At 41.6% G+C, this 23,182-nt stretch carries 21 protein-coding genes and 1 pseudogene; 11 read left to right on the top strand and 11 right to left on the bottom strand.

All coding sequences use genetic code 11. The features are described from left to right. Window positions 1-144: 144 nt before the first annotated feature. The 3 genes from AC4CUX_RS00510 to AC4CUX_RS00500 form a co-directional block, all read right to left on the bottom strand. Window positions 145-1,146 carry an LLM class flavin-dependent oxidoreductase gene (locus AC4CUX_RS00510; protein WP_151835996.1) on the bottom strand — a complete coding sequence of 334 codons (1,002 nt, stop codon included), beginning with the start codon at window positions 1,144-1,146 and terminating at the stop codon, window positions 145-147. Between the two features lie 288 nt (window positions 1,147-1,434). Continuing rightward, a complete protein-coding gene (locus AC4CUX_RS00505; RefSeq protein WP_004982017.1) occupies window positions 1,435-1,962 on the bottom strand; it encodes a YMGG-like glycine zipper-containing protein in 528 nt (175 codons plus the stop codon). Between the two features lie 224 nt (window positions 1,963-2,186). Next, a complete protein-coding gene (locus tag AC4CUX_RS00500; RefSeq protein WP_201951736.1) occupies window positions 2,187-2,612 on the bottom strand; it encodes a glycine zipper domain-containing protein in 426 nt (141 codons plus the stop codon). A 461-nt stretch (window positions 2,613-3,073) separates the two neighbouring features. On the opposite strand from AC4CUX_RS00500, the gene prfA reads away from it, so the two are divergent. Together prfA and prmC are read left to right on the top strand one after the other, a co-directional pair. After that, window positions 3,074-4,162 carry a peptide chain release factor 1 gene (gene prfA, locus AC4CUX_RS00495; RefSeq protein WP_004982013.1) on the top strand — a complete coding sequence of 363 codons (1,089 nt, stop codon included), beginning with the start codon at window positions 3,074-3,076 and terminating at the stop codon, window positions 4,160-4,162. Further along, a complete protein-coding gene (prmC, locus tag AC4CUX_RS00490; protein ID WP_201951734.1) occupies window positions 4,162-4,980 on the top strand; it encodes a peptide chain release factor N(5)-glutamine methyltransferase in 819 nt (272 codons plus the stop codon). The genes prfA and prmC overlap by 1 nt, the downstream gene beginning before the upstream one ends. A 56-nt stretch (window positions 4,981-5,036) precedes the next feature. Here the strand turns inward: prmC and AC4CUX_RS00485 are convergent, their stop codons facing one another. Next, window positions 5,037-5,858 carry an ABC transporter permease gene (locus AC4CUX_RS00485; RefSeq protein ID WP_201951733.1) on the bottom strand — a complete coding sequence of 274 codons (822 nt, stop codon included), beginning with the start codon at window positions 5,856-5,858 and terminating at the stop codon, window positions 5,037-5,039. Then, window positions 5,858-6,817 (bottom strand): aliphatic sulfonate ABC transporter substrate-binding protein, encoded by a 960-nt coding sequence (locus AC4CUX_RS00480; RefSeq protein WP_201951731.1) that lies wholly within the window; start codon window positions 6,815-6,817, stop codon window positions 5,858-5,860. Before AC4CUX_RS00480 ends, AC4CUX_RS00485 begins: the two co-directional genes overlap by 1 nt. 129 nt (window positions 6,818-6,946) lie before the next feature. Between AC4CUX_RS00480 and AC4CUX_RS00475 the strand changes: the two genes are divergently transcribed. Beyond that, a protein-coding gene (locus tag AC4CUX_RS00475) for an IS3 family transposase (protein WP_223235881.1) occupies window positions 6,947-8,079 on the top strand; the annotation gives its coding sequence in 2 pieces (ribosomal slippage) (window positions 6,947-7,199 and window positions 7,199-8,079; 1,134 coding nt in all). A 313-nt stretch (window positions 8,080-8,392) separates the two neighbouring features. On the opposite strand, the gene AC4CUX_RS00470 is transcribed toward AC4CUX_RS00475, so the two are convergent. The 4 genes from AC4CUX_RS00470 to AC4CUX_RS00455 form a co-directional block, all read right to left on the bottom strand. After that, a complete protein-coding gene (locus tag AC4CUX_RS00470) occupies window positions 8,393-8,746 on the bottom strand; it encodes a hypothetical protein (protein ID WP_029575052.1) in 354 nt (117 codons plus the stop codon). Window positions 8,747-9,224: 478 nt separating this feature from the next. Then, window positions 9,225-10,184 (bottom strand): hypothetical protein, encoded by a 960-nt coding sequence (locus AC4CUX_RS00465; protein ID WP_201951730.1) that lies wholly within the window; start codon window positions 10,182-10,184, stop codon window positions 9,225-9,227. A gap of 9 nt (window positions 10,185-10,193) precedes the next feature. After that, complete coding sequence (locus tag AC4CUX_RS00460; protein WP_407079393.1) at window positions 10,194-11,516, bottom strand: sphingomyelin phosphodiesterase; 1,323 nt, start codon at window positions 11,514-11,516, stop codon at window positions 10,194-10,196. A 327-nt stretch (window positions 11,517-11,843) separates the two neighbouring features. Beyond that, window positions 11,844-12,869, bottom strand: a complete 1,026-nt coding sequence (locus tag AC4CUX_RS00455; RefSeq protein WP_201951727.1) for an AraC family transcriptional regulator — start codon at window positions 12,867-12,869, stop codon at window positions 11,844-11,846. A gap of 143 nt (window positions 12,870-13,012) precedes the next feature. Here AC4CUX_RS00455 and AC4CUX_RS00450 point away from each other — a divergent pair, with 143 nt between their 5' ends. From AC4CUX_RS00450 to AC4CUX_RS00415, 8 genes and pseudogenes are all read left to right on the top strand, one after another. After that, entirely contained in the window at window positions 13,013-13,783 is a 771-nt protein-coding gene (locus tag AC4CUX_RS00450; RefSeq protein WP_125280507.1) for a 3-hydroxyacyl-CoA dehydrogenase, read from the top strand. Window positions 13,784-14,044: 261 nt separating this feature from the next. After that, window positions 14,045-15,181: an acyl-CoA dehydrogenase family protein gene (locus tag AC4CUX_RS00445; protein ID WP_201951725.1), complete on the top strand. Its 1,137-nt coding sequence runs from the start codon at window positions 14,045-14,047 to the stop codon at window positions 15,179-15,181. A gap of 259 nt (window positions 15,182-15,440) precedes the next feature. Continuing rightward, window positions 15,441-17,087: pseudogene (locus AC4CUX_RS00440) on the top strand (AMP-binding protein). A gap of 293 nt (window positions 17,088-17,380) precedes the next feature. Next, window positions 17,381-18,151 (top strand): HesA/MoeB/ThiF family protein, encoded by a 771-nt coding sequence (locus AC4CUX_RS00435; RefSeq protein ID WP_201951723.1) that lies wholly within the window; start codon window positions 17,381-17,383, stop codon window positions 18,149-18,151. Between the two features lie 57 nt (window positions 18,152-18,208). After that, entirely contained in the window at window positions 18,209-19,507 is a 1,299-nt protein-coding gene (locus tag AC4CUX_RS00430; protein WP_201951721.1) for an ABC1 kinase family protein, read from the top strand. A gap of 144 nt (window positions 19,508-19,651) precedes the next feature. Continuing rightward, window positions 19,652-20,032 (top strand): dihydroneopterin aldolase, encoded by a 381-nt coding sequence (gene folB, locus AC4CUX_RS00425; RefSeq protein WP_010327015.1) that lies wholly within the window; start codon window positions 19,652-19,654, stop codon window positions 20,030-20,032. Beyond that, window positions 19,989-20,432: a 2-amino-4-hydroxy-6-hydroxymethyldihydropteridine diphosphokinase gene (locus AC4CUX_RS00420; protein ID WP_125274746.1), complete on the top strand. Its 444-nt coding sequence runs from the start codon at window positions 19,989-19,991 to the stop codon at window positions 20,430-20,432. Before folB ends, AC4CUX_RS00420 begins: the two co-directional genes overlap by 44 nt. 73 nt (window positions 20,433-20,505) lie before the next feature. Further along, window positions 20,506-21,033 (top strand): COG3650 family protein, encoded by a 528-nt coding sequence (locus AC4CUX_RS00415; RefSeq protein ID WP_227557028.1) that lies wholly within the window; start codon window positions 20,506-20,508, stop codon window positions 21,031-21,033. 68 nt (window positions 21,034-21,101) lie between these two features. Here the strand turns inward: AC4CUX_RS00415 and coq7 are convergent, their stop codons facing one another. Continuing rightward, a complete protein-coding gene (gene coq7 / locus AC4CUX_RS00410) occupies window positions 21,102-21,737 on the bottom strand; it encodes a 2-polyprenyl-3-methyl-6-methoxy-1,4-benzoquinone monooxygenase (RefSeq protein ID WP_004696505.1) in 636 nt (211 codons plus the stop codon). Window positions 21,738-21,741: 4 nt separating this feature from the next. After that, entirely contained in the window at window positions 21,742-23,061 is a 1,320-nt protein-coding gene (locus tag AC4CUX_RS00405) for an MFS transporter (RefSeq protein ID WP_201951717.1), read from the bottom strand. Window positions 23,062-23,182: the final 121 nt, after the last annotated feature.

Here is a 23,182-nt window from a genome sequence, read left to right as displayed (position 1 = left end):
CTAACTTTAGTCTAGACATAGCAGCAGTTTTTGCAGGGTTTTAAGGATTTTTTAGATATCGGCTGAGATTTTAGTTATTCATTTATGTATGTCGCCTTATGGGTATGCATTAATACGCATAAGGCGATTAGCTTTTATTTGTACTTAGCTATTTTTGATCTGCATGAGACGTTCAAAGTTTTCTAAACGTTTGTCGGTGTCATAGATGTCACAGGTGAAAATGAACTCATCGACATCATATTCTAAAAGAAGCTGTTTCAAGCCTTCTTTTACTGTGCCGTTGGAACCGATTTGGGCCATGGCATAAAAACTATCTACCGACATTTTTTCCGCAGGTGACCATAGACCATTCATGCTGGCAATTGGTGCTTTTAACTTTAAACTTTGACCGCGCATGAGACCTAAAACTCGTTGGTAGGCACTGGTCGCTAGATATTCAGCTTCAACATCGGTTTCAGCAACGACCGTCGGGACACCCATAGACACATACGGTTTCGATAAGTATTCAGAGGGTTCAAAGTTTTCACGATAGAGTTGAATCGCTTGTTTCAGCATACGCGGTGCAAAGTGTGATGCAAAAGAGTAGGGAAGTCCGAGTTTTGCAGCCAGTTGTGCACTAAATAAACTTGAACCGAGTAGCCATACAGGTACATGTGTCCCTTGCCCCGGAGTTGCAATGATGCGCTGATTTGGCTCAGCGTCCTTAAAGTAATGCAGAATTTCTAAAACATCTTGTGGGAACTGATCTTCAGTTTCTTGACGGCCACGGCGAAGTGCACGCATGGTTATTTGGTCTGTACCTGGTGCCCGACCTAAACCTAATTCGATCCGATTTGGATAGAGTGTTGCAAGTGTACCGAATTGCTCCGCTACGATCAGTGGGGCATGGTTTGGGAGCATGATACCGCCAGAACCCACTTTTAAGGTTGAGGTATTTGCGAGTAAATAGCCGAGTAGCACCGCAGTTGCAGAACTGGCAATACCATCCATATTATGATGTTCTGCAAGCCAGAGTCGGCTATAGCCTAAACGCTCAGCTTGTTGGGCCAATTTTAAGCTATGCTGTAGGGTGAGTTGTACAGTCTGATCTTCGCGGACAGGAGCTAATTCTAAAATAGAAAATTGAGTCTCGGACAACGTGCGCATTCTACTTCTCAGTTTTGTTTTATATATCGAAATAATACGATATAACTGTTATTTTGTATATCGATTTTATTCGATATTCTGGTCGTTTTGTATAAGGTATTGATTTAAAAATGAAACTAATTATCTATTCAACATCGTTGAACCGCACTAGCCACACATGCGTTTAAAGCAAAAAGAAGTAAGCAACTGCATCGCAGAAACGATACAGTGTCTTTCTTAAGTGTAGTGGTCAGATAAACAAAAAGCACCCGAAGGTGCTATTTTATTTGAGAATGTTTTATGCGGTGCTTAACGTTTACCGTTTTTGTACCATCCCAAGTGACGGCCATTGTCACCACGATAGTCACGACCATTATATTTATAATTGCTGTTACGGTAGCCGCGGCTGTCATAACGACGATCATAACGGTCATCGTAACGGCGGTCATATTCATCATCATAACGACGGTCTTCAGAGACTTTTTTACCCAGAACTGCACCACCCGCTGAACCTAGACCTGCGCCAATATACCCACCATTGGTACCGCCCATGTTTTTACCTACGGTATAACCACCTGCACCGCCGAGTGCTCCACCAATGATTGCACCATTACGGTCACGTTTGTTGGCTGAAGCGGCTGCACCTGCACCACCACCAATGGCAGAACCAATCATCGCGCCTGTTTGGCCACCCATTTGGTTACCAATCGCGGCACCAACAACACCACCTAATGCAGATGTTAGTGCAGTATTGGTTGTATTACCTGCATATGTTGTGGTCATCGTTAATGCAGAAGCTGCAATTACGGTACTCATTAAAATTGATTTAATTTTCATTTTTAAACACCTAAGAGCATGTCTATTTTGTCTTGATTTCACTTTAGCGAAACAAGTTGGAAGAATAATGAAGAGAAATTTTATCGAAACCGTTGCTTTGGTAAGTGCTGTGTAACGACTCTTCGTATTTTCTACCAGTTTGGCTAGAGTATTATTGCGTCTAAATCTGTGCCATAAAAAAGCACCCGAAGGTGCTTTCAATGACATCTTTACGATGCAGCTAATTAATGGTGTTTATGTTTTTTCTTCCATTTTTTACCATGGTAAGAGTCATACTGTTTATCTTTTGAGATTTTGTTGCCGAGTGCTGCACCGCCCGCTGCACCTAATGCAGAACCCACGTAGCCACCATTGGTGCCGCCCATGCTTTTACCTACGGTATAGCCCGCACCACCACCGATGGCACCACCAATAGCAGATTCAGTACGATGACGTTTGTCACTTGCAACTGCTGCACCACCTGCACCACCAAGTGCTGCGCCAATAGTTGCACCAGTTGTGCCGCCCATGTTTTTACCAATTGCTGTCCCTGCAACACTACCTAAAGCACTGGCTGCTGCAACGCGAGTTGTGCTGTCTGCATATGCAGTTGCAGTAAATATAGATGCCGTTGCTAATGTTGCTGACATTAAGAGTGAATTAAGTTTCATGTGTTTCTCCATGTCCAACATTGGTTGAACTGTCTTACTTTTTTCGATGTGGCTAATGTAACAAAAAGATTCCAGTTAATTGTGGAGAGTTAAAACTAAATTGAAACCCGTTGGTTTCTTGTTTTGCCCAGTTTTATTACAAATGTGAATAAGCAGAATGAAATTTATCCAAAATCATGCAAATGTGGATAAACCTAGGAGTGATGCAGTTCACACTCTGAATTTTGAGCTGAAATGACCTATTTAAAAGATGTATATGAAATAAGCTGTTTTGCATTTTTTAAGCGTTAGTAAGGTCATAAACATGCTTTAAAAGTGTATCAATTTACTGAGGCGTATAAAGTAAACGTCGCTCAGGATTGAATAAAGATGTTCTTTGCGTGATAGAGCCGTTAAACTAAGCGCAAATTTTTTGGTGCTGTGAAACTGTATTGCAGCCTTTATATTGAGATATTTTCCTAATGAAAGAATCGTTACGTTTACGATTAGATCAACTTTCTGACCGTCACGAAGAATTAACAGCATTACTTGCAGATGTAGAAGTCATTTCGGATAACAAACGCTTTCGTCAGTTGTCACGTGAACATAGTGATTTAAGTGAAATCACAGAAGTTTGGACCAAGTACAAACAAGCAGAAGCTGATATTGAAACGGCTGAAGCGATGCTGTCAGATCCTGATTTTAAGGAAATGGCTGTTGAAGAAATTAAAGAAAATAAAGCTATTATTGCGTCTTTAGAAGCTGATTTAAATATCTTAATGATTCCGAAAGATCCAAATGATGCGAACTCTGCATATTTGGAAATTCGAGCGGGAACAGGCGGTGATGAAGCTGCTATTTTCTCGGGTGATTTATACCGCATGTATACCAAGTACGCTGAATCACAAGGCTGGCGTATTGAAGTGTTGTCTGAAAATGAAGGCGAACACGGTGGTTATAAAGAAATCATTTGTTTGGTGAATGGTGAAGGCGTTTACGGTCGCTTGAAGTTTGAAAGTGGCGCGCACCGTGTACAACGTGTACCTGCAACGGAGTCTCAGGGTCGTGTACATACGTCGGCGTGTACCGTTGCGATTTTGCCTGAAATTGATGTCGATACAACAGTCGAGATTAATGCATCAGACTTACGTATTGATACCTACCGTGCCTCAGGTGCGGGTGGTCAGCACATCAACAAAACCGATTCAGCTGTGCGTATTACCCACATTCCAACAGGAACGGTGGTGGAATGTCAGGAAGAGCGTTCGCAGCATAAAAACAAAGCCAAAGCGATGGCTTTACTTGCTTCACGCTTGGAAAATGCAAAACGTGCAGCGGCTGATGCAGCAACTTCTGAAATGCGCCGTGACTTGGTCGGCTCGGGTGATCGTTCAGAACGTATCCGTACCTATAACTACCCGCAAGGTCGTATGACCGATCACCGTATTAACTTAACTTTATACAAGTTAGACGCGGTTATGGAAGGCGATTTAACTGAACTATTAGATAGCTTACATCGTGAATATCAAGCAGATCAGCTTGCGATGCTTGCACAGCAGAATGGTGGATAATGAATATTGCCCAAGCTTTGGCTTTACGTGGTGAAGCTGAGAGTTACGAACGTCAAGAGAATGCATGGTTGTTGGAGCACATTACCAAAATTGATTCTTTTGATTTGGTTATGAAAAAAGATCAAGTGCTGACCGATGAACAAGAGCAGGCCTATGTTGCTGCCTTGGCACGAATCGAAGCAGGTGAACCTTTGGCCTATGTGACAGGTTCGCAGCCGTTTTGGACGCTAGATTTGATTGTCACTCCTGACACTTTAGTTCCACGTCCAGATACCGAGGTACTGGTTGAAACTGTACTACGTTTAGACTTACCTGAAGATGCGCGCATTGTTGACTTAGGCACGGGGACAGGTGCGGTTGCGCTTTCATTGGCCAGTGAACGGGACACGTGGGACATTACGGCGACCGATATTTATGAGCCAACTTTAGCTGTTGCGCAGCAAAATGCAGAAAAGCATGACTTAAATGATGTGACTTTTGTGTGTGGCAGTTGGTTTGCACCGCTGAATCGAAAGTTTTTTGATGTGATTGTCTCGAACCCGCCGTACATCGATGCCGATGATGATCACATGCAAGACTTAGCAACTGAGCCTGAACGTGCCCTAGTTGCAGCAGATCATGGTTTGGCTGATTTAAGAGTCATTATCCAGCAAGGTAAAAAGCATTTAACTCTTGATGGCTGGGTGGTACTTGAGCATGGTTATGACCAAGCTGACGCTGTACAGAAAATCTTTAAAGAAGCGGGCTATAAACAAGTCCGTACGGTGAAAGATTATGGTGGTAATGACCGCGTTACTTTAGGGCAGTGGACACAATAATTTCATTGTTCCCTCCAAAATAAAAGCGCATCCGATGCGCTTTTATTTTTTCTACCTTATGTTCCAAATACGTCACGCCAACGCAGTAGCCAAGTCTCGAGGGCTTTCATGATGTTATCACTGAGTTTTCCGAGCACGGCTAAAAGAATAATCGCTAAGATCACAATATCAGGACGTGAAGTTTCTCGGCCATCACTCAGTAAGTAGCCTATGCCTTGTGTCGCTGCAATGAGTTCTGCGGCAATCATAAACATCCATGCCAAACTTAAACTGTTGCGCAGTCCCGTTAAGATCCCCGGAGATGCTGCAGGCAAAATAATCTGTTGTACTTGCTGCCAGTACTTCAGCCGATAGACTCGTGCGACTTCGATAAGCTTGCGATCAACCCCTTTAATCGCTGCAACCGTGTTGGTATAGGTCGGAAAAAATGCGCCAATTGCAATTAGGGTAATTTTCGATGCTTCATCAATTCCCAACCACAGTAAAAGTAGAGGAATCCACGCTAAGCTCGGGATGGATTTGATCGCTGAAAAACTGGGTTCTAAAAACGCTTCAACCTGTTTATTGAGTCCCACCAAAATTGCAAATATTAAAGCCAGAGCACTCCCAATAAAAAAGCCTAAAAACACCCGCCATGTACTGGTCCAGACATGCATCCATAAATCTGCCTGACATAAATCTAGAAAGGTTTGCCACAGACTACTAGGTGCAGGCAATAAATAAGGTTCAATAAAACCTGCACGAACCAGATATTCACAAGCAATCAGTAAGAGCACTGGAAGGGTGATTGCTTTGAGAACACTCTTCAATTTCAACTGCAATGAGGAACTTTTTTTCACTTCAATATCGGTGAAAGGGCTCGCGACTGACTTGGTCATTATTTGCTTACAACCTTTTGTGCATATTGTGGTTTAAACAACTGAGTCACAACTTGATTAACATTGGTGCCTTTACGGACTAAGTCTTCTTCATTCAAAATGCTGCCAGACTTTTGTAATGCGGCAATCTGTTTGGCTGACGGAATGTTTTGATCAAAGTTGGTACGGCTTAATTGTAATTTTGCGACATTCAGCGGAAGTTTGGACTCGCGTGCCAATAACTCCGCCAATTTCTCTGGATTAGCTTTGGCCCATTTACGTGCTTGCTCATAAGCTTTAATCACGGCTTCAATGGCTTCGGGACTTTGCTGAGTAAAAGACTCTTTGACACTGAGCACGCTATAACTGTTAAACCCAATATTTCGATACAGCAGTTTTGCGCCAGATTGCACTTGTGCCGATGCCATCAGTGGATCTAAGCCTGCCCAAGCATCGACTTGACCACGTTCTAAAGCTGTTTTGCCATCTGGATGTTGTAAATGGACCAGTTGCACGTCGCGTTTATTTAGACCCACTGTATCCAGCGCTTGTAAGGTAAATAGAAATGGATCTGTACCTTTGGTTGCGGCAATTTTTTTTCCTTTTAAGTCTTTTAGGCTTTTAATCTGGGAGTTTTTAGCAACCACCAAAGCAGTCCATTCAGGTTGGCTCTGGATATAAATGGTATTGATTGGACTGCCGTTGGCACGACTGAGTACGGCTGCAAGCCCTGCGGTTGAAGCAAAATCGACACTGCCGCTATTTAAATATTCCAACGAGCGGTTACTTCCTTGGCTAAATACCCATTTAATCTCAGTTTTAGGTAAGGCCTTTTCTAACAGTTTTTGTTCTTTCACTACGAGGCTGGTTGGTGCGTAGTAGGCATAATCAAGTTTGAGCGTGTTTGGAATAGCGGCATGGGTATAAGAGCCGATCAGACCTAAAATCAGTGAAGTGCTCAGTAGTTTAAAGTTTTTCATGTTGCATCATTTAAATAAGTTTATTTGAGGGTTCTTTTAACAGAGGTGGATCAGGAAATTTGAACAACACTTATAAGTGATATTTTGCTCCCCAAATGATGTTATAAACATCAATATATGGAGTATTTTATGGCACGTAGACCAAGAAGAAATCATTCAAATGATTTTAAAGCTAAGGTAGCACTTGCTGCGATTAAAGCAGAAAAAACACTTGCTGAATTGAGTGCTGAATTTGATGTTCATCAAAACCAAATTATCGACTGGAAAAATCAACTGATTTCAGCTTCCTCGCAAGCTTTCGATCAATCAAAAGCTCCAACAGAACCACCCATCGATCTAAAAAAACTACATGCAAAAATCGGTGAGCAGGCATTAGAAATTGATTTTTTAGAAGGTGTGTTGAAGAAACTGGGCCGCTTCAACCACAAAAGTTAATCGATGACTCACTTCAGATTTCAGTATCTAAGCAAGCTCAGCTGCTGAAAGTCTCCCGTGGTTGTTATTACTATCGCCCAAAACCTGTGAGTGCATCAGATCTGAAGCTAATGCGGTGTATGGATGAGTTACATATGCAATACCCTTTTGCAGGTAGCCGGATGATGCGTGATTTGTTGAATCGTCAAGGACATCATATAGGACGACGTCATACACGTACTTTAATGAAGAAAATGGGCATTAATGCGTTATATTGCAAACCAAATTTAAGCCAGGCTAATCAAGCTCACCGCAAATATCCATATCTGCTCAAAGGATTGGCTATTCAGCGCAGTAATCAAGTGTGGTCTACGGATATAACGTATATCCCTATGGCAAAAGGCTTTGTTTATTTATGTGCTGTGATTGATTGGCATAGCCGCAAGGTACTTGCGCATAGAGTATCGATTAGTATGGAGGTTACATTTTGCATAGAAACATTAAATGAAGCTATTGAAAAATATGGTCGACCTGAAATATTTAATACAGACCAAGGCAGTCAGTTTACCAGTGATGCATTTATTGATGTATTGAAATCAAATGGCATTCAAATCAGTATGGATGGTAAAGGTCGATGGGTTGATAATGTGATGGTTGAACGATTATGGCGGAGCGTTAAATATGAAGAGGTGTATCTCAAAGCCTACAGCAATGTTTTGGATGCGAAGAAGCAATTAAACGCATATTTTGAATTTTATAATTTGAAACGACCTCATTCGAGTCTGGACAAAATGACTCCAGATGAGTTTTACTATGACCAGCTACCACAACAAAATAAGGTAGCTTAACTAGAGCAGAGTATCACTTATAAATAAGCTTTTAGTTGTTCAAACATGTGGGACCACCTCTTAACCTTATGTATGCGAAAAATAAAAAAAGAAAAATGGATAACAAAATATTAAATTGAAATAAACGGGTGGTCTTGGTTTAACTATCTGAATTTTAATAACTTGGTTGAGCTATGTGCAGTTTTTGGAGTATAGAATAACTTCCAAAAAGCATAGAATAATTTCTTCTTATATGAAAATTGCATAACTAAATCATTCATTTTGAATGTAAAAAAGCGACTGTAATAGTCGCTTTTTTAAGGGGGTTGCAAGCTTACATTGGATAGTCTTGTAAACTGTCAAACACTTCAACTTGCTCTAAAGCATCAGTTTCAAGTGCAAGACAAAGTGTCACAATTTTCTTTAGATCAGCTAAATATTGTTCATCTTTAAACGATGCACCTAACTGAAGGGCTTGAATACGGTCAGCGCTAATATCCAACGCTTGAGCAGCTTCAATCGCATTAACTTCATTAAAAAATGCAGTAACAGCATGATTTAATTCAAGGTCTGATGCATTGAGAATACCTTGATCCAGTTGCTCTTCAAATTGTGGGGTAGGAGACTGCAAAGCTTGAGTAAAGTTTTGCACCAGACGTTGATCGAGAACATCAATCATTTTAAGCATGTCATAACCTTTAAAAGAAATAAGGTGATTAAACAGGGGGAGTACAGCCGGAAAATAAGCATTAAAGAATGCTTTAAAATTGGTTGAAAAATAATCCATTTTGGAACTTTTTGCAAATAGATTCCGATAAATGAAAGATGGATTTGTTAAGTGAATGAAAAGCTTAAATTTATTAAATTGAGTGCCTGTGTGCATTTCATACGACTGTTGCAAGGGGCTCGGATCGATCAAAAAGAAGTATTCAATGTGAAATATTGTGGAGTTTTAATCAAAAAGTTCTTTTATTTTTATTTAAGATATTGAATTATAATAATTTATTAATATTATCGTTGCAATGGTCTTTATTTTACGCATCTCTGATGCGAACTCAAAACATTGTGGAATTGCAATTTATAAGGACATGCTAAAGCAACATGAGGTATATCACCTTGCTTTAGCTGTCTTTGTTTGATGTGGAGAATGATGAACGTTTAAGCCACTAGTTAAAGTGTTTTTGCCTCAGTTGTTCTAGACGGAGTTGATATTGCTGCTGCCATGCACTTTCAGCTAAGTTTTGTTTTTGCTGGTTCATTTCTTGGTTGAGAGCAGCAAGCTCAGATTGATAACTGGCGATCTGTTGTTGTTGTCGAGCGACTTGTTGTTCGCGTTCAGCCAACTGCGCTGCTTCTTTGCCTGAAAAGTAGCTGTTACGAATTTGTTGGGTAATTTCTTGTTGCTGCATTGGGTCGGTGACGCCAATTAAAGCCAATTTAAGGGCTTTATCGTAACTACCACTTTGACCATCAATATTTTTGCTTGGGTTTTTATATTGTTGCTGTAATTGTGCAAGTTCACTCAGACGTTGCTGTAGCGTCATTTGCGATGCTCGGCCCAAGAGTTCACCATAAGCATACTGATAGCTGGCAAATTCTTTTTCTTCAGCAAAGCCGAGTTGTGTTTCTTGCTTACCTAAAGTCTGTTCACGTAAGTTCCAAATTTCCTGATAACGCTGTTGCGGTGTCATTTGTGTGGACATGGTTTTAGCCTGCATTTCTTTTTCATACAGTGGTAGGCGTTCTATCAATTGTTTTAAAGTCTGGGCAAACTGCTGATCTGGATATTCGGCCAGTATCTGTTTTAATAATGCCTGACAGTTGGTATCGGGGCAGTTTTGCTGTAACTGGTTTAATAATTGTGTGATATTGCCCGGATTTTTTTGAAAGAGTTGAATGATTTTTTGGATGGATTCTTGTTGCTGTTGTTGCTGCATTTTTGACTCGTCATTGTTTGCAGCGGCAAGCTTCTCTTGCAAACTGCTGGGTTGAGCAGTCTCTGTAAGGGACGGTGAGGATGCCTGAGTTTGACCCGATGTGGCATATGATGAGCCAAGGCCCAACCATATCACCACACCGATCACCAATACACTCAGCACCAAAGCGATAAGCCCAAAGCGCTTCATTGTTCTTCCTTATGGGTTGTATTGGAATTGACCCATTACTGGGAAGTGGTCAGATAAGTCCCAAGTCATAAATACGGGGTCGGCAGTCGAGCGAAGAATGCGGACATCATTACGTGCTTGCATAGGCTGACGGTGGTTATTGGATGACACCACGTAGTCTAAATACTCTACGGTAGAGCCGCCTGTGAGTCCTGCACCCGCGAGTTTATTCACTCGTGGATCGAAGGTGGATTCGGTATATCCAGTGCTGACTGGCACCGTACCATTCAAGTTGATTTGCATTTGCGCATAATCTTGCGGCCACAGTAGTTTGTTGACATTAAAGTCACCGCCCATGAGTACAGCATCAAATGATGGGATATTTTGCTTATCGACCAAAGCGCGGATTTGCTTAAATTGTTGCTGGCGCATATCACGTGCCGCGTCGGTATCAAACGATGCGGTATGTGTGGAGGTCACATGATAGGCTTTGCCATTCTTGAGAATTTCAGCATAAATCACGCCTTTATCGGCAAAACAGTCAATGCCTGTACAGCTCGGATAAATAAAATGATCCGTTTTTACAATAGGATGACGACTTGCAACCAATATGCCGCTGTCATAGATATTGAAACCTGAACCAATTGGAATATAAGTTTGGTACGGATATTCCTGTGCTAATTTGGCCAACATGGCGGTACGACCAGAAGCAAAGGTTTCTTGGAATAAGATTGCATCGTAGCCTTTTAGGTTTTGCGGCAGTTGCTCTAAACGTGAATCAATTTTACTTGCCACCAAAGGAAGAGCATAAATATTGTAGGTTAAAACTTTAAACTCATCGGCACTGCTGGCAACGGGTTCTGGCACGGTATTTTGATGGATAGTGTAGTGGAAGTCGTCATAACCACCAGTGTATTCAGCTTTAAAAGCAGTCTGCGCTGCTTTTCCTGCATAATTGGTGTTGAAACGCTGAATGTTGCGGTCGTTGAACCATGGTGCTGAGAAATCACTGCCAGATGCAGAGTGTTTAATATCACTGCCAGACCAAGTGCCAGTCATGGATTGTTTCAGGGTGACACTTGAACCACCGCCTGTAATGACTGTATCAAAATTATAAGTTTGACCTGACTTTACCCCAGTATAACGGTTAAAACGCAGCACACGTTTGGTTTCATAAGGTGCAATTTGGGTGGCTTCTTGAGCCCATTGACTCCCTTGAGTTAAGGTGCGTGTACCATGATGATTAATATTGACGGATACCGTTTCAGGGGTGGTATTGGTCACATAAATGTATGAGTCTGCTATCGCTTGCTGCGTACACAGCAGTAATGATAACCATCCGATATTTTTCATTAAGTTTTTATTTAATTGGGTGCTCATGTGTTCCCTCCATGATGTTTTTATTCAATATTGTGTAAAACAATATGACGAGATCACTATGGCAGGTAATTTTTTTAAGTCAGTAACAAAGTGCGACAGCACCCTGATTTTCCGATGAATGAGCATCAAAAAATCAATTTAATTTATAAGCTCTGTTGACATTTCATTTGGCAAATCAAAACCAAACCCAGAACAATAAAATGTTGAGGTTTACTTTAACGAGAGAATGGTATGGGTGGGTTATTTGTTATGTAGAAAGAGCAAGAGCGTTTCGTAGTTGCCTATACCAATCGACCTAAGTTAAGCGTCCTTATTTTGACGATAAGCACCGGGGCTGACGCCTGTCCATTTTTTAAAAGCACGATGGAAAGCACTCGGATCATGAAAATTGAGTTCAGTGCTAATGTCTTGTAATGATACTTGGCTGTTACTGAGCAGCTCAATCGCCATATCACGGCGTATATCATTTTTGAGCTGTTGATAACTGAAACCTTCACTTTTCAGTCGACGCTGAATAGTTGCCTCAGACATATTGAAATGATGGGCAATTTCAGACAGTTCAAGCCACTGGATCGGGGGTTCTTGCATTAAATAGCGACGAATTTGGGCACTGGTTGAATGTGGGTTTTTATAACGAGTAAGTAAAATATGTGGGGTTTGCTGAATAAATTGATACCACGATTTACTGTCCTGTTTTATGGGCATTTTTAAATAATTGGCATCGAACTGAATATAGTTTTCAGCCATTTGATACTGGATATTTTCGCAAAAACGAACTTTGTAGTCGATGTCATTTGTAGGTGCATCACATTTGAGTTGAATTTGATTCAAAATCACCCGTTGCCCCACTAGCCAACACATTAGGGCATGAATCAGCATGATGTAAGTTGCGTAACTAAACATGCGCTTGGGCTGTTGTCGTTCATATATCACAATATAGGCATAATGTTCTTGCACCATAAGTTGACTGCTAAAGTCGTCTAGTACCAAATTCATAAACTGCAAAATATGCTGAATGGCTTGGTCCAGCTGGGTGGTGTGTAACAGTGATTTAGATAAAAACTGAAAACTGCCACGGCGCATAGCATGGCGATCCATTCCAAAAAACTCATCATTCATGACATTGGCCAGTTCAGTCCAGAGCTGTGCATATTGATTGACTGAGACTCGTGTTTTTGTCGCACTTAACAGTTCGTTATTGATGCCTGCATTTTTCAAAATATCAGCAACTGCATATCCCTGCTTTTCAGCTTCAAACAATGCTTCGTGTACCAAAGCAATTGAAATGGAATCTTTCTTGGCGTTTGCATGTTCCGATGCAGTCATAGTGGCTTCCATATTTTTATTGTGCATTTTGAGCATTGTCCAAAACCATCATGGAAGATGCAATATTTGGAAATTGTACTCAAGTGCTTCTGTGTTTACATTTCTTCTTAAGTCGTAGCATTCAATCATACAAGGAAAAATAAATGAAGATTCAAGGGAAGGTTTTTGTCGTCACGGGTGGAGCATCGGGTTTAGGCGCAGCAACAGCACGTCATTTGATTGAGCAAGGTGCGAAAGTCATTTTGGTGGATATGAACCAAGCTTTAGGTGAAGAGCTACAGCGTGCGTTGGGTGAAAATGCTCAGTTTAAAAGCCTCGATGTTACTGATGAGCACGCTGTGCAAAGTTTCTTCCAAGAAGTCGAGGCGGAATATGCACAGTTGAATGGTTTGGTGAACTGTGCGGGTGTAGCGCCTTCAGCCAAAGTGTTAGGTCGTGATGGTATTCATGAGCTGGCGTTATTCCAAAAAGTATTAAATATCAATGTCTCAGGTACTTTCAATATGCTGCGTTTTGCTGCGCAGTTAATCGCAAAATATGAACCTCAAGTAGGTGAAGAAGAGCGCGGAGTGATTGTGAATACAGCTTCGGTTGCAGCCTATGATGGACAAATTGGCCAGACCGCTTATGCAGCCTCTAAGGGTGCTGTTGTCTCGATGACTTTACCACTGGCACGCGAGCTAGCACGTGAAAAAATTCGAGTGATGACCATTGCTCCGGGCATTATGGAAACACCAATGTTGAAGGCGATGCCGCAAAATGTACAAGATGCGCTGGGTGAAATGGTGCCATTTCCGAAGCGGTTGGCAAAACCTCAAGAGTTTGCTCAGCTTGTGGGGCATATTTTTGAAAATAGTTATTTGAATGGTGAAGTGATTCGTTTAGATGGTGCGATTCGTATGCAGCCTAAATAATCTATTTTGATTTGTGATCTTTGAGTTTATGCGGAGTCTTTAGGTCGATAAGTAAGGGCTTCTTATAACCTTCGGTTCGACCTACTTTTCTTTCGGGAAAAGTAGGCAAAACCATCTCCATTCGCAAAACCTGTTTTATTAAATTTACAGACTACTTTCTCGCAGAAACATTATCTTTTGAAAGGCTTTCAGGTTGCGAATGGGTCGCCGTGTATCAAATATTTATTAAATTTAATAACCTGAACAGAGAAGGGATACTCCATGCTTTTAAATGAAGAACAAAAAATGGTTCAGGATATGCTGCGTAGTTATTCGCAGGAAAAACTGAAGCCAACCGCGGCTGTACGTGACAAAACTGCACAGTTTCCTGCGCAAGAACTTAAAGAGCTTGGTGAGTTAGGTGCTTTGGGTATGACTGTTTCACCTGAGTGGGGTGGTGCAGGTTTGGATTATATTTCACTGGTGGTGGCACTTGAGGAAATTGCAGCAGGTGATGGTGCGATTTCGACCATTGTCAGTGTGCAAAACTCACTGCCGTGTGGCATTACCCAGCGTTATGGAACTGATGAGCAAAAGCAGAAATATTTAAGCAAGCTTGCCACAGGTGAGTGGTTAGGGTGCTTTTGTCTCACTGAACCACAAGCAGGCTCAGATGCAGGGGCGTTGGAGTGTAAAGCCGTTCGTGAGGGCGATGAATGGGTGCTGAATGGAACCAAGCAATTCATTACCACAGGTAAGCATGCTCAAGTCGCTTTGGTTTTTGCAGTCACAGACAAAGCTGTGGGTAAGAAAGGCATTTCTTGCTTTTTAGTCCCAACCGATACCGAAGGCTATATTGTCTCTCGTATAGAGGAAAAGATGGGGCAGCATTGTTCAGATACGGCAACCATCGTTTTGGAAAACTGCCGCATTCCGGCTGATCATTTGCTAGGTGCTGAAGGCGAAGGCTATAAAATTGCGCTTTCAAATTTGGAGTCGGGACGTATTGGTATTGCTGCGCAATCAGTGGGCATGGCTCGCGCCGCTTTAGATGCTGCGGTTGAATATGCCAATGAACGCAAAGCCTTCGGTGTTGAAATTGTACAACATCAAGCAGTTGCTTTTCGTTTAGCCGATATGGCGACGCAAATTGAAGCGGCGCGTCAGTTAATTCTCCATGCAGCTGCTTTGAAGGATGCAGGATTGCCGTGTTTAAAAGAAGCCTCTATGGCCAAATTGTTTGCCTCAACCATGGCGGAGCGTGTTTGTTCTGATGCTATTCAAATTCATGGTGGCTATGGCTATGTCTCAGATTTTCCTGTTGAACGAATTTATCGGGACGTCCGTGTGAGCCAGATTTATGAAGGAGCGTCTGATATCCAGCGTCTTGTCATTGCACGTGAAGTCACCAAGGTTTAAGTCGCCTCAGTTTTAGACCTTGGTCGATGTTCAAAGCCTGCATTTTCATTGAGGGATTTGGAAATTGTAGGTGCATTTAAAACATGGTTATCTAGGTGTAGCAGTTAGTTACAAGTATTAAGTCGAGCAGCTGAGCTGCTCTAGGTTTTCAAATAATATAGAACTGACAATGAGGTCAGTTCAACGCTTAAAACGATAAAGAACATGGACGGCCAAAGTGGATTTGGCCTTAAAAAATGGATAATGCGAGGTTGTCGTGATGAAGACATTAGAACAAGCCCATCAAGAATTTAACTATGAGCAACTGATTCAAGAACAATTGGTCGGCCAACCCAATGCAGTGAATGCTTATATTGAGTGCTGTCAGCGCTATGTCGGGCAGCAAAAAACAGCACTCATTTGAGAAGGAAAAAATGGCGAGTCAGAGCAATGGAGTTTTGAACAGCTCGATGTTGCCTCAGCACAGTTGGCAAATTATTTTAAAAGTATTGGCATTCAAGTAGGTGACTGTATCGCAGGGCTGTTACCGCGTACGCCTGAACTGCTGATTACGATTTTAGCAACATGGCGGATCGGTGCGATTTATCAGCCTTTGTTTACTGCTTTTGAGTCGAAGGCGATTGAACATCGAGTTTTAACTGCGAACACTAAATTGATTGTGACCAATGCAGAGCAACGTCCAAAGCTAAATCACGTTGAAGTCAAACATATTCTTACAGTGAATGCGGGAACAAACTTAACCAGCAATGAAGCTGATTTTTGGCAGGAGGTCAAACAACAGTCTGATCAATATGAAGCTGTTTTACGTAGCTTTGATGATGATTTCCTGATGATGTTTACCTCAGGCACCACAGGTTTGGCCAAATCAGTGCCTGTCCCTTTAAAAGCTGTTTTGGCTTTTAAGGGTTATATGCAACATGCGGTTGATTTAAGAGAAGACGATTCATTTTGGAATTTAGCCGATCCGGGTTGGGCTTATGGGTTGTACTACGGCATTACAGGCCCGCTCAGTTTGGGGCATAGCATCATTATGGATGAGCGTGCATTTAGCGTCGATCATGCAGTTGAAGTCATTAAAAAGTATCGCGTCAGTAACTTAACGGGTTCGCCTACAGCTTTTCGGATGTTCTTTGGTTTTAAAGAAAAGTTTGATCCTTCCATTAAAACCCACTTGCGCGCCGTCAGTAGCGCGGGGGAGCCTTTGACCCCAGAAGTGATTCATTGGTTTAATAATGATCTGAACGTCAACATTTATGACCAATATGGACAAACTGAGTTGGGCATGGTGATTGCCAACCATCATGCACTGGAGCATGAGAAAAAAGTCGGTTCGGCAGGCTTTGCCAATCCAGGACACCGTTTTGCAGTACTGGATGCGAATCACCAAGAAGTGAAGTGCGGCGAAATTGGAACGTTGGCGATAGACTTTAGCCAGTCACCACTGACATGGTTTAAAGGCTATGGTGGCAATAATCGTAAATCCTTTGTGGGACAGTATTATTTAACAGGTGATACGGTCAAACTAAATGAAATTGGCGGTATCGACTTTGTTGGACGTGCTGACGATGTCATTACAACGTCAGGCTATCGCGTTGGGCCTTTTGATGTCGAAAGTACCTTACTTGAATGTGCCGAAGTACTTGAGTCTGCTGTGATTGGTAAGCCTGATCCAGAGCGCACTGAAGTGGTGAAAGCTTTTGTGGTGCTGAAGCCACAGTACCAAGCATCTAAAGAATTGGATGGCAAACTCCAAGCCTATGTGCGCTCACGTTTATCTAAACATGCTTATCCGAAAGAAATTGAGTTTGTTGAAAGCTTGCCGAAAACGTCGAGTGGCAAAATTCAACGTAATTTACTGAAACAGCAAGAAGTGGCAAAGATACAAACTTTACAAGCTGCCATTTAATTTAAAAATAAAATGGATAAAGAAAAAGCCAGTCAGTTCTAAATAGACTGGCTTTTTCTTTTCTTCATTTATAGCGGGACGTAACTTGTGGAACACCGCTAGAAATATAGTTAGATGTATAAATAGCCTAAGAAAATTTAACTAGGCAACTATTATGATTCAATCTCCATTACTTAAAAATGAAAAAGTTGAGCCATCTAAAGCTCATAGCATTTATTGAATTTGTGCATAGCTAACCTTGGTTTCATGGTTATAATTCGCCATCAACATTTTCTTTAGCAAAAGGCTGAATCATGGACGAGTTAGATGAAAGTCTAGAACTCAGTAATGCTGAAATGCATCTCTATAGTCGTCAGATTTTATTGGACGGATGGGATATAGACGCACAAGAAAAATTAAAGTTGGCCAACGTACTCATCGTAGGCTGTGGTGGTATTGGTTGTCTGACTGCGGAGTTATTGGCACGTGCTGGTGTAGGGCAAATCACCCTGATTGATGTTGATACGATCGAAGTGAGTAATCTCCAAAGACAGATTGCCTATGTAGAAAATAATGTCGGTTTTTATAAAGCAGAGGTTTTGGCCCAGCGTTTAAAGCAGATTAATCCCTATATTCAAGTTCATGCGTATGCTGTAAAACTTGATACATCTAATGCATCTAGCTTAATTTTAGGTCAAGACTTAGTTCTTGATGGTTGTGATAATTTTACGACACGGTATTTGGTCAATCAACAGTGTAAAGCGGCCAATATTCCACTCATCAGTGCATCGGCCATTGGTTTTCAAGGGCAGCTGTTTATGGTGGAAGGCGAGTCTGCTTGCTATGAATGTCTGTTCCCGAAAGAAGAACATGCGAATGAAAGCCTGCGCTGTGCAGATTCGGGCGTTTTAGCTACCACGCCAAACGTGATGGCCAGCCTTCAAGCGCATCATGCACTTTTATACTTGGGTTTAAATGTCACCGCACTCAAACAACGCCTGTTGCTTTGGGATGGTCTAAGTATGAAACAACGTTTGCTTGCTTTCGAAAAAGATACAGATTGCCCCGTTTGTCAGGCAAGATAAGCCTACAATTTTTTCATTCTTTGATACACTCAATACAATTTATTTTTGACCGATATTATGAAGAACAATATCTTTTTAGATGGACTGCGTTCTGTTGCCCGTGTTGGGGAGACAGCAGTCATTGCAGCACGTGCCGGTATTAAGTACGCAACTGAAAAACCAAGTAATGCCAAACTGATGCGTGAAACCTTCGAGTCTCTGGGTTCAACCTATATCAAGTTGGGTCAGTTTATTGCGAGTACACCTTCACTTTTTCCACGTGAATATGTTGAAGAGTTTCAAGGCTGTTTAGACCAAACTCCATCTTTACCGTTTAGTTATGTACAGGGGGTTTTGGCGTCTGAGTTTGAAGGCCGAAACCTGTCTGAGATTTTTGCATCGATTGATGAAACACCTTTAGCTTCAGCGTCTATTGCCCAAGTCCATGCTGCAAAGCTAGTGACGGGTGAAGATGTAGTGATTAAAGTACAAAAGCCGGGTGTAGAAACAATTCTATATACCGACTTAAATGTTCTGCACTGGGCAACCAAGGTTTTAGAAAAAGCAGTGCCTAAAGTCAAATTTGCATCGCTTGCAGACATTGTGGAAGAAATTAAAACCCGCATGGTTCGAGAAGTCGATTTTATTGAAGAAGCCAGTAATCTGGATGACTTTGTGAACTATCTCAATATCACGCAAAACCATAAGGCGATGGCACCTAAGGTCTATCATCAATATTCGACTCGCCGTGTGCTCACCATGCAGCGTCTTTACGGTGTGCCATTAACTGATTTTGAAGTGGTTAAAAAGCGCTGTAAAGATCCTTCACAAGTCCTGATAACTGCCATGAATACATGGTTTGGTAGTCTAATGATGTGTAATAGCTTCCATGCTGACTTACATGCTGGAAACCTGATGCTGCTTGATGATGGTCGTGTGGGTTTTATTGATTTCGGCATTGTGGGACAGTTGAAACCTGAAGTATGGACAGCTTGTATCGCCTTTATGGATGCCTTACAAAAAACGGATTATCCACTCATGGCGGAAAACATGCTGAAAATGGGCATGACCGCAGTGAAGATTGATACGCAAGTGTTGGCTACAGATCTTGAGCGTTTATTTAGTGGTGTGTTGTTGGCAGATCCGCAAGAATTGCTGAGTTCAAACCCAGCAGATTTAAATGACATCATGATGGATATGGTTGCAGTAGGCGAGCGTCACGGTATTCGCTTCCCGCGTGATTTTGCCTTGTTATTTAAACAGATGCTGTATTTCGATCGTTTCATGCGCATCCTTGCACCGTATACCGACATCTATGCTGACCAGCGTTTGCAAATGGTGCAAACTATGGATCCAAATGTGTTGTTAAAAAACTAAGTTCTTTTGAAGCACATTCACCAAAAGAACCTTTCAGTCCTTCTTTTGAAAGGAGGGACTGAAAAACGCTTTCCTGTTTAAGCGGTGAGAAACATGGTTTCGCAAGGCAGGGATTAAAAGTCAAAATCTGTTAAAGGTAATAATGTGGACGCAATTATCATTGAAGGCTTAAAAGTTGAAACAGTGGTTGGCTGTTTTAACTGGGAACGTCAGATTATTCAGCCTTTAATGTTGGATATGATTATTCAAACAGATTTGGAACAAGCTTCAAACTCAGATGACTTAGACCATACCTTAAATTATGCTGAAATTTGTGAAATTGCAGCAAAGGTCATTCAAGACGCCAAGCCTGAACTGATTGAACATGCGGCAAAATTGGTCATCAATGCACTTTTTTCTACCTTTCATGCGATTGAATCGATTAATATTACCATCCGTAAGCCTGCCATTATCGCGCAAGCAAATTCTGTAGGAATTCGTCTTGAACGCCACCGAAACGATTTTCGCCCTAGCTCTGGCGAGTAATAATAATCCAAAGCAACATTTTTTATATGCCTCTAAGCAACTTGCTAAAATTGGGCAACTGCAATTTTCGAACATTTATTTAATTCCATGCCGTGATGGAGTTGGGGCAGATTATTGGAATGCAGCGTGTTTGCTTAAATCATCTTTGTCTGTTGGCGATATTTCGGTATTGCTGAAAAATATGGAAGCAGCATCTGGGCGTGTCCGTCCATCACATCAGATTTCACTGGATGTCGATTTGATTGCATGGGGTGAAAACTTAGAACATATGCAGTTCAATCCCAAAAAATTGCCTTTGGCTCTAGATGTTAAAATTCCAATGTTCGATGTGTGGAAGGATAATGCATTTCAACATCAAGCGCATGTATTTCCAACGGTGAGCTGCTTGGAAGCCAAGTAACATATCGAAGTGTGATTGGCACTTGAACTGGCTTAATATGCTTATAAAATATAATTCGCAGCGAGCTATTTTCATGAAAATACAAATTTTGAGTGCTCTTCCTTTAGCAGTGTTTTTAGCGGGTTGTTATTCAACTCCGTCCAAAACGACAGCGACAACTGCTATGGATATAACGAGTGTATCTCAAACGACTGAAAAACAAGGGTTAAAACTAGCTGTTCAGGCCTATACCCAAGATCAATCAGATTATCAAACTCGCTTATATGACTTAAACCAAGACGGAATCGATGATGCCGTGGTGTTGTTAAGTGGGATGGAGTGGTGTGGTTCAGGTGGCTGTACGTTGTTGGTCTTTAAAGGTCTTGCAAATGGAAGTTTCCAACCGCATAGCAAAATGACTGTTTCATCTACCCCGATTTATGCTTTAAGTACCCAAACCCAAGGTTGGCGTGATTTATCGGTCTATACCCGAGGTTTAGGGCAAGTTGTACTGAAGTACAATGGGAAAAGCTATCCATCCAATCCATCACTAGCATCAAAATATACGGCGAATTTAAAGCAAGCGGGTAATACCTTATTACTGCCGATATCAGCGGAATAAGCGAATTAGAGTCAATAAAAAAGCAGTGGTTTTTCCACTGCTTTTTTATTGGGCTAAAGCATGTTTGTTTAAATAAAATAACTGGTCTTGGTCATGAGTTTGGAAATAGCCGTCATGGTAATTTTGACAGGAATCGGTAAATCGACTCCGCCAGCATTCAGTGCTGTATCACGATGGTGTAATTCATCTTCATTCATTTGCACAAGAATATTGCGTGAACGGTCATCTTGAGCAGGGAGTTGGCTGATGTGATGCTGTAAATGCAGGCTCACTTGGCGTTCAGTTTCTGCAACAAAACCTAAGCTATATTTATCGCCTGCAATGCCTGCGATTGCACCCATACCAAAGGATAAACCGTACCAAATTGGATTAAGCAGACTGGTATGGCTGTCTAGCTCTTTTAAGCGGTCTTCACACCATGCAAGATGGTCTTGTTCTTCAATTGCGGCTTGTTCCATTTCGCGGCGTACATTTGGCAATTTTGCGGTTAATGCTTGCCCATGATAAAGCGCTTGCGCACAGACTTCACCACTATGGTTGACCCGCATTAAACCTGCAACATGACGCGCTTCACTCACTGCGAGTTGAGTTTCGACCGCCTTGCCTGGGTTTTCACGTTGAGCAGACGTTGTGCCTGGAACTAAGCTACGCAGGGCTTGATCAAAAGAATTGATAAATTTATCGATGCCAGTGTAATGACGCATAACTTTAGTCCTCTAACTCAGGTTGTACAGTTTTTAGCATGGGTTTGAGTCGATATAACAACCACAGCGTAAAGCCCGCACTTAATACAGCAGTAATGCTGAAAAGTATTTTAATATCAATCTTCAAAACACTTAAAATGATAATCGAAAATATAGCAGAAGACACCATAAACACCGCATTTAATATGTTGTTTGCGGCAACAACGCGTGCACGGTGTGAACGCGGTGAATAGGCTTGCATCATGGCGTATAGCGGCACAATATAAAAACCGCCACTGATGCCGAGCAAGGTCACCGCAAGCATGACATGGTAGTAAATTGCACCGTGGTTAAACATATCTGCAACATTCATCATTGCGCCTGTACGCTCAGGTACAAAAGCCAGACTCAAAGCTAAGTAAAAGGCAAATAGAGTGAGCCCAATTGCACCGATTGGCACCATTTTAATATTCACTTCAGAGCCACCAATTCTACGACACAGCAGTGAGCCGACTCCAATCCCGACAGAAAAGAACGTGAGTAAAAGACTGACGACATTTTCTGATGCATGTAGGTTTTGTTGAGTCAACTGTGGAATTTGGGTGAGATAGGTTGCGCCGTAAAACCAATACCACGAATTCCCCAGTAAAATCATAAAGATGAGGGGGAGGCTTTTGGCATATTTGAGTGTTTGAAAACTGGTTCTAAAGAAATTCCAATCAATTTTTAACTCGGGTGAGCTGACTTGTTGTTTTAAGATAAATCGACTGGATAGATAACCCAAAACAGCAATGATGACGACAGTCAGGCTGATCCAAATAAGATTGCCTTGAGAAACCGAAATAACTGCGCCACCCAAAATCATCCCGATTAAAATAGCAATGGAGGTGCCCGACTGAAATAGCGCATTGCCTGACATGAGTTCATTCGGTTTTAGAATCTCAGGTAAAATGGCGTATTTAATGGGGCCAAAGAAGGTGGAATGTGTGCCCATCATAAATAGAGCCAAGAGCAGTAGCCATAAATTGCCCAATAAGAAACCCGCGGAACCGATGAGCATAATCACAATTTCTAGAACTTTGATGCCACGAATGAGTTGTGAGCGCTCAAACTTATCGGCAATTTGTCCTGCGGTTGCAGAAAAAATGAAGTAAGGCAAAATAAATAACAGCGCGGCCAAATTATTTAAGGTACTGACATCCGCGGCTTGTTGATTAATCCATCCATAAGTAATGACTAAAAGCAAAGCTTGTTTATAGACATTGTCGTTTAAAGCACCAAAAAATTGGGTAATAAACATGGGAAGAAAACGACGGGTACTTAATAGATGTTCATTGTTTTTCATGTTTTTTGCACTGCATTAAGTTTTATTAAGAAATGTGACTAATTGCTCAAACGTCCAATAAAATCATGTAAGATATTTAAAACCTGAAATTGGGTAAAATAATCAATAGATTTCAGTTCTT

The organism is Acinetobacter sp. 231_lipA, from assembly GCF_058243005.1.
The sequence above is the reverse complement of the archived record's forward strand: the minus strand, read 5'-3'. Positions and strand labels throughout refer to the sequence as shown.

Bases quoted from the DNA above. Each gene is read 5' to 3' on its own strand.
- AC4CUX_RS00430 (WP_201951721.1), top strand. From the start codon at position 18,209: ATGAAGAACAATATCTTTTTAGATGGACTGCGTTCTGTTGCCCGTGTT.
- AC4CUX_RS00405 (WP_201951717.1), bottom strand. From the start codon at position 23,061: ATGAAAAACAATGAACATCTATTAAGTACCCGTCGTTTTCTTCCCATG.
- AC4CUX_RS00415 (WP_227557028.1), top strand. From the start codon at position 20,506: ATGAAAATACAAATTTTGAGTGCTCTTCCTTTAGCAGTGTTTTTAGCG.
- AC4CUX_RS00470 (WP_029575052.1), bottom strand. From the start codon at position 8,746: ATGCTTAAAATGATTGATGTTCTCGATCAACGTCTGGTGCAAAACTTT.
- AC4CUX_RS00445 (WP_201951725.1), top strand. From the start codon at position 14,045: ATGCTTTTAAATGAAGAACAAAAAATGGTTCAGGATATGCTGCGTAGT.
- AC4CUX_RS00435 (WP_201951723.1), top strand. From the start codon at position 17,381: ATGGACGAGTTAGATGAAAGTCTAGAACTCAGTAATGCTGAAATGCAT.
- prfA (WP_004982013.1), top strand. From the start codon at position 3,074: ATGAAAGAATCGTTACGTTTACGATTAGATCAACTTTCTGACCGTCAC.
- AC4CUX_RS00485 (WP_201951733.1), bottom strand. From the start codon at position 5,858: ATGACCAAGTCAGTCGCGAGCCCTTTCACCGATATTGAAGTGAAAAAA.
- AC4CUX_RS00505 (WP_004982017.1), bottom strand. From the start codon at position 1,962: ATGAAAATTAAATCAATTTTAATGAGTACCGTAATTGCAGCTTCTGCA.
- AC4CUX_RS00460 (WP_407079393.1), bottom strand. From the start codon at position 11,516: ATGAAAAATATCGGATGGTTATCATTACTGCTGTGTACGCAGCAAGCG.
- AC4CUX_RS00480 (WP_201951731.1), bottom strand. From the start codon at position 6,817: ATGAAAAACTTTAAACTACTGAGCACTTCACTGATTTTAGGTCTGATC.
- prmC (WP_201951734.1), top strand. From the start codon at position 4,162: ATGAATATTGCCCAAGCTTTGGCTTTACGTGGTGAAGCTGAGAGTTAC.
- AC4CUX_RS00455 (WP_201951727.1), bottom strand. From the start codon at position 12,869: ATGACTGCATCGGAACATGCAAACGCCAAGAAAGATTCCATTTCAATT.
- AC4CUX_RS00465 (WP_201951730.1), bottom strand. From the start codon at position 10,184: ATGAAGCGCTTTGGGCTTATCGCTTTGGTGCTGAGTGTATTGGTGATC.
- AC4CUX_RS00450 (WP_125280507.1), top strand. From the start codon at position 13,013: ATGAAGATTCAAGGGAAGGTTTTTGTCGTCACGGGTGGAGCATCGGGT.
- AC4CUX_RS00500 (WP_201951736.1), bottom strand. From the start codon at position 2,612: ATGAAACTTAATTCACTCTTAATGTCAGCAACATTAGCAACGGCATCT.
- AC4CUX_RS00510 (WP_151835996.1), bottom strand. From the start codon at position 1,146: ATGCGCACGTTGTCCGAGACTCAATTTTCTATTTTAGAATTAGCTCCT.
- coq7 (WP_004696505.1), bottom strand. From the start codon at position 21,737: ATGCGTCATTACACTGGCATCGATAAATTTATCAATTCTTTTGATCAA.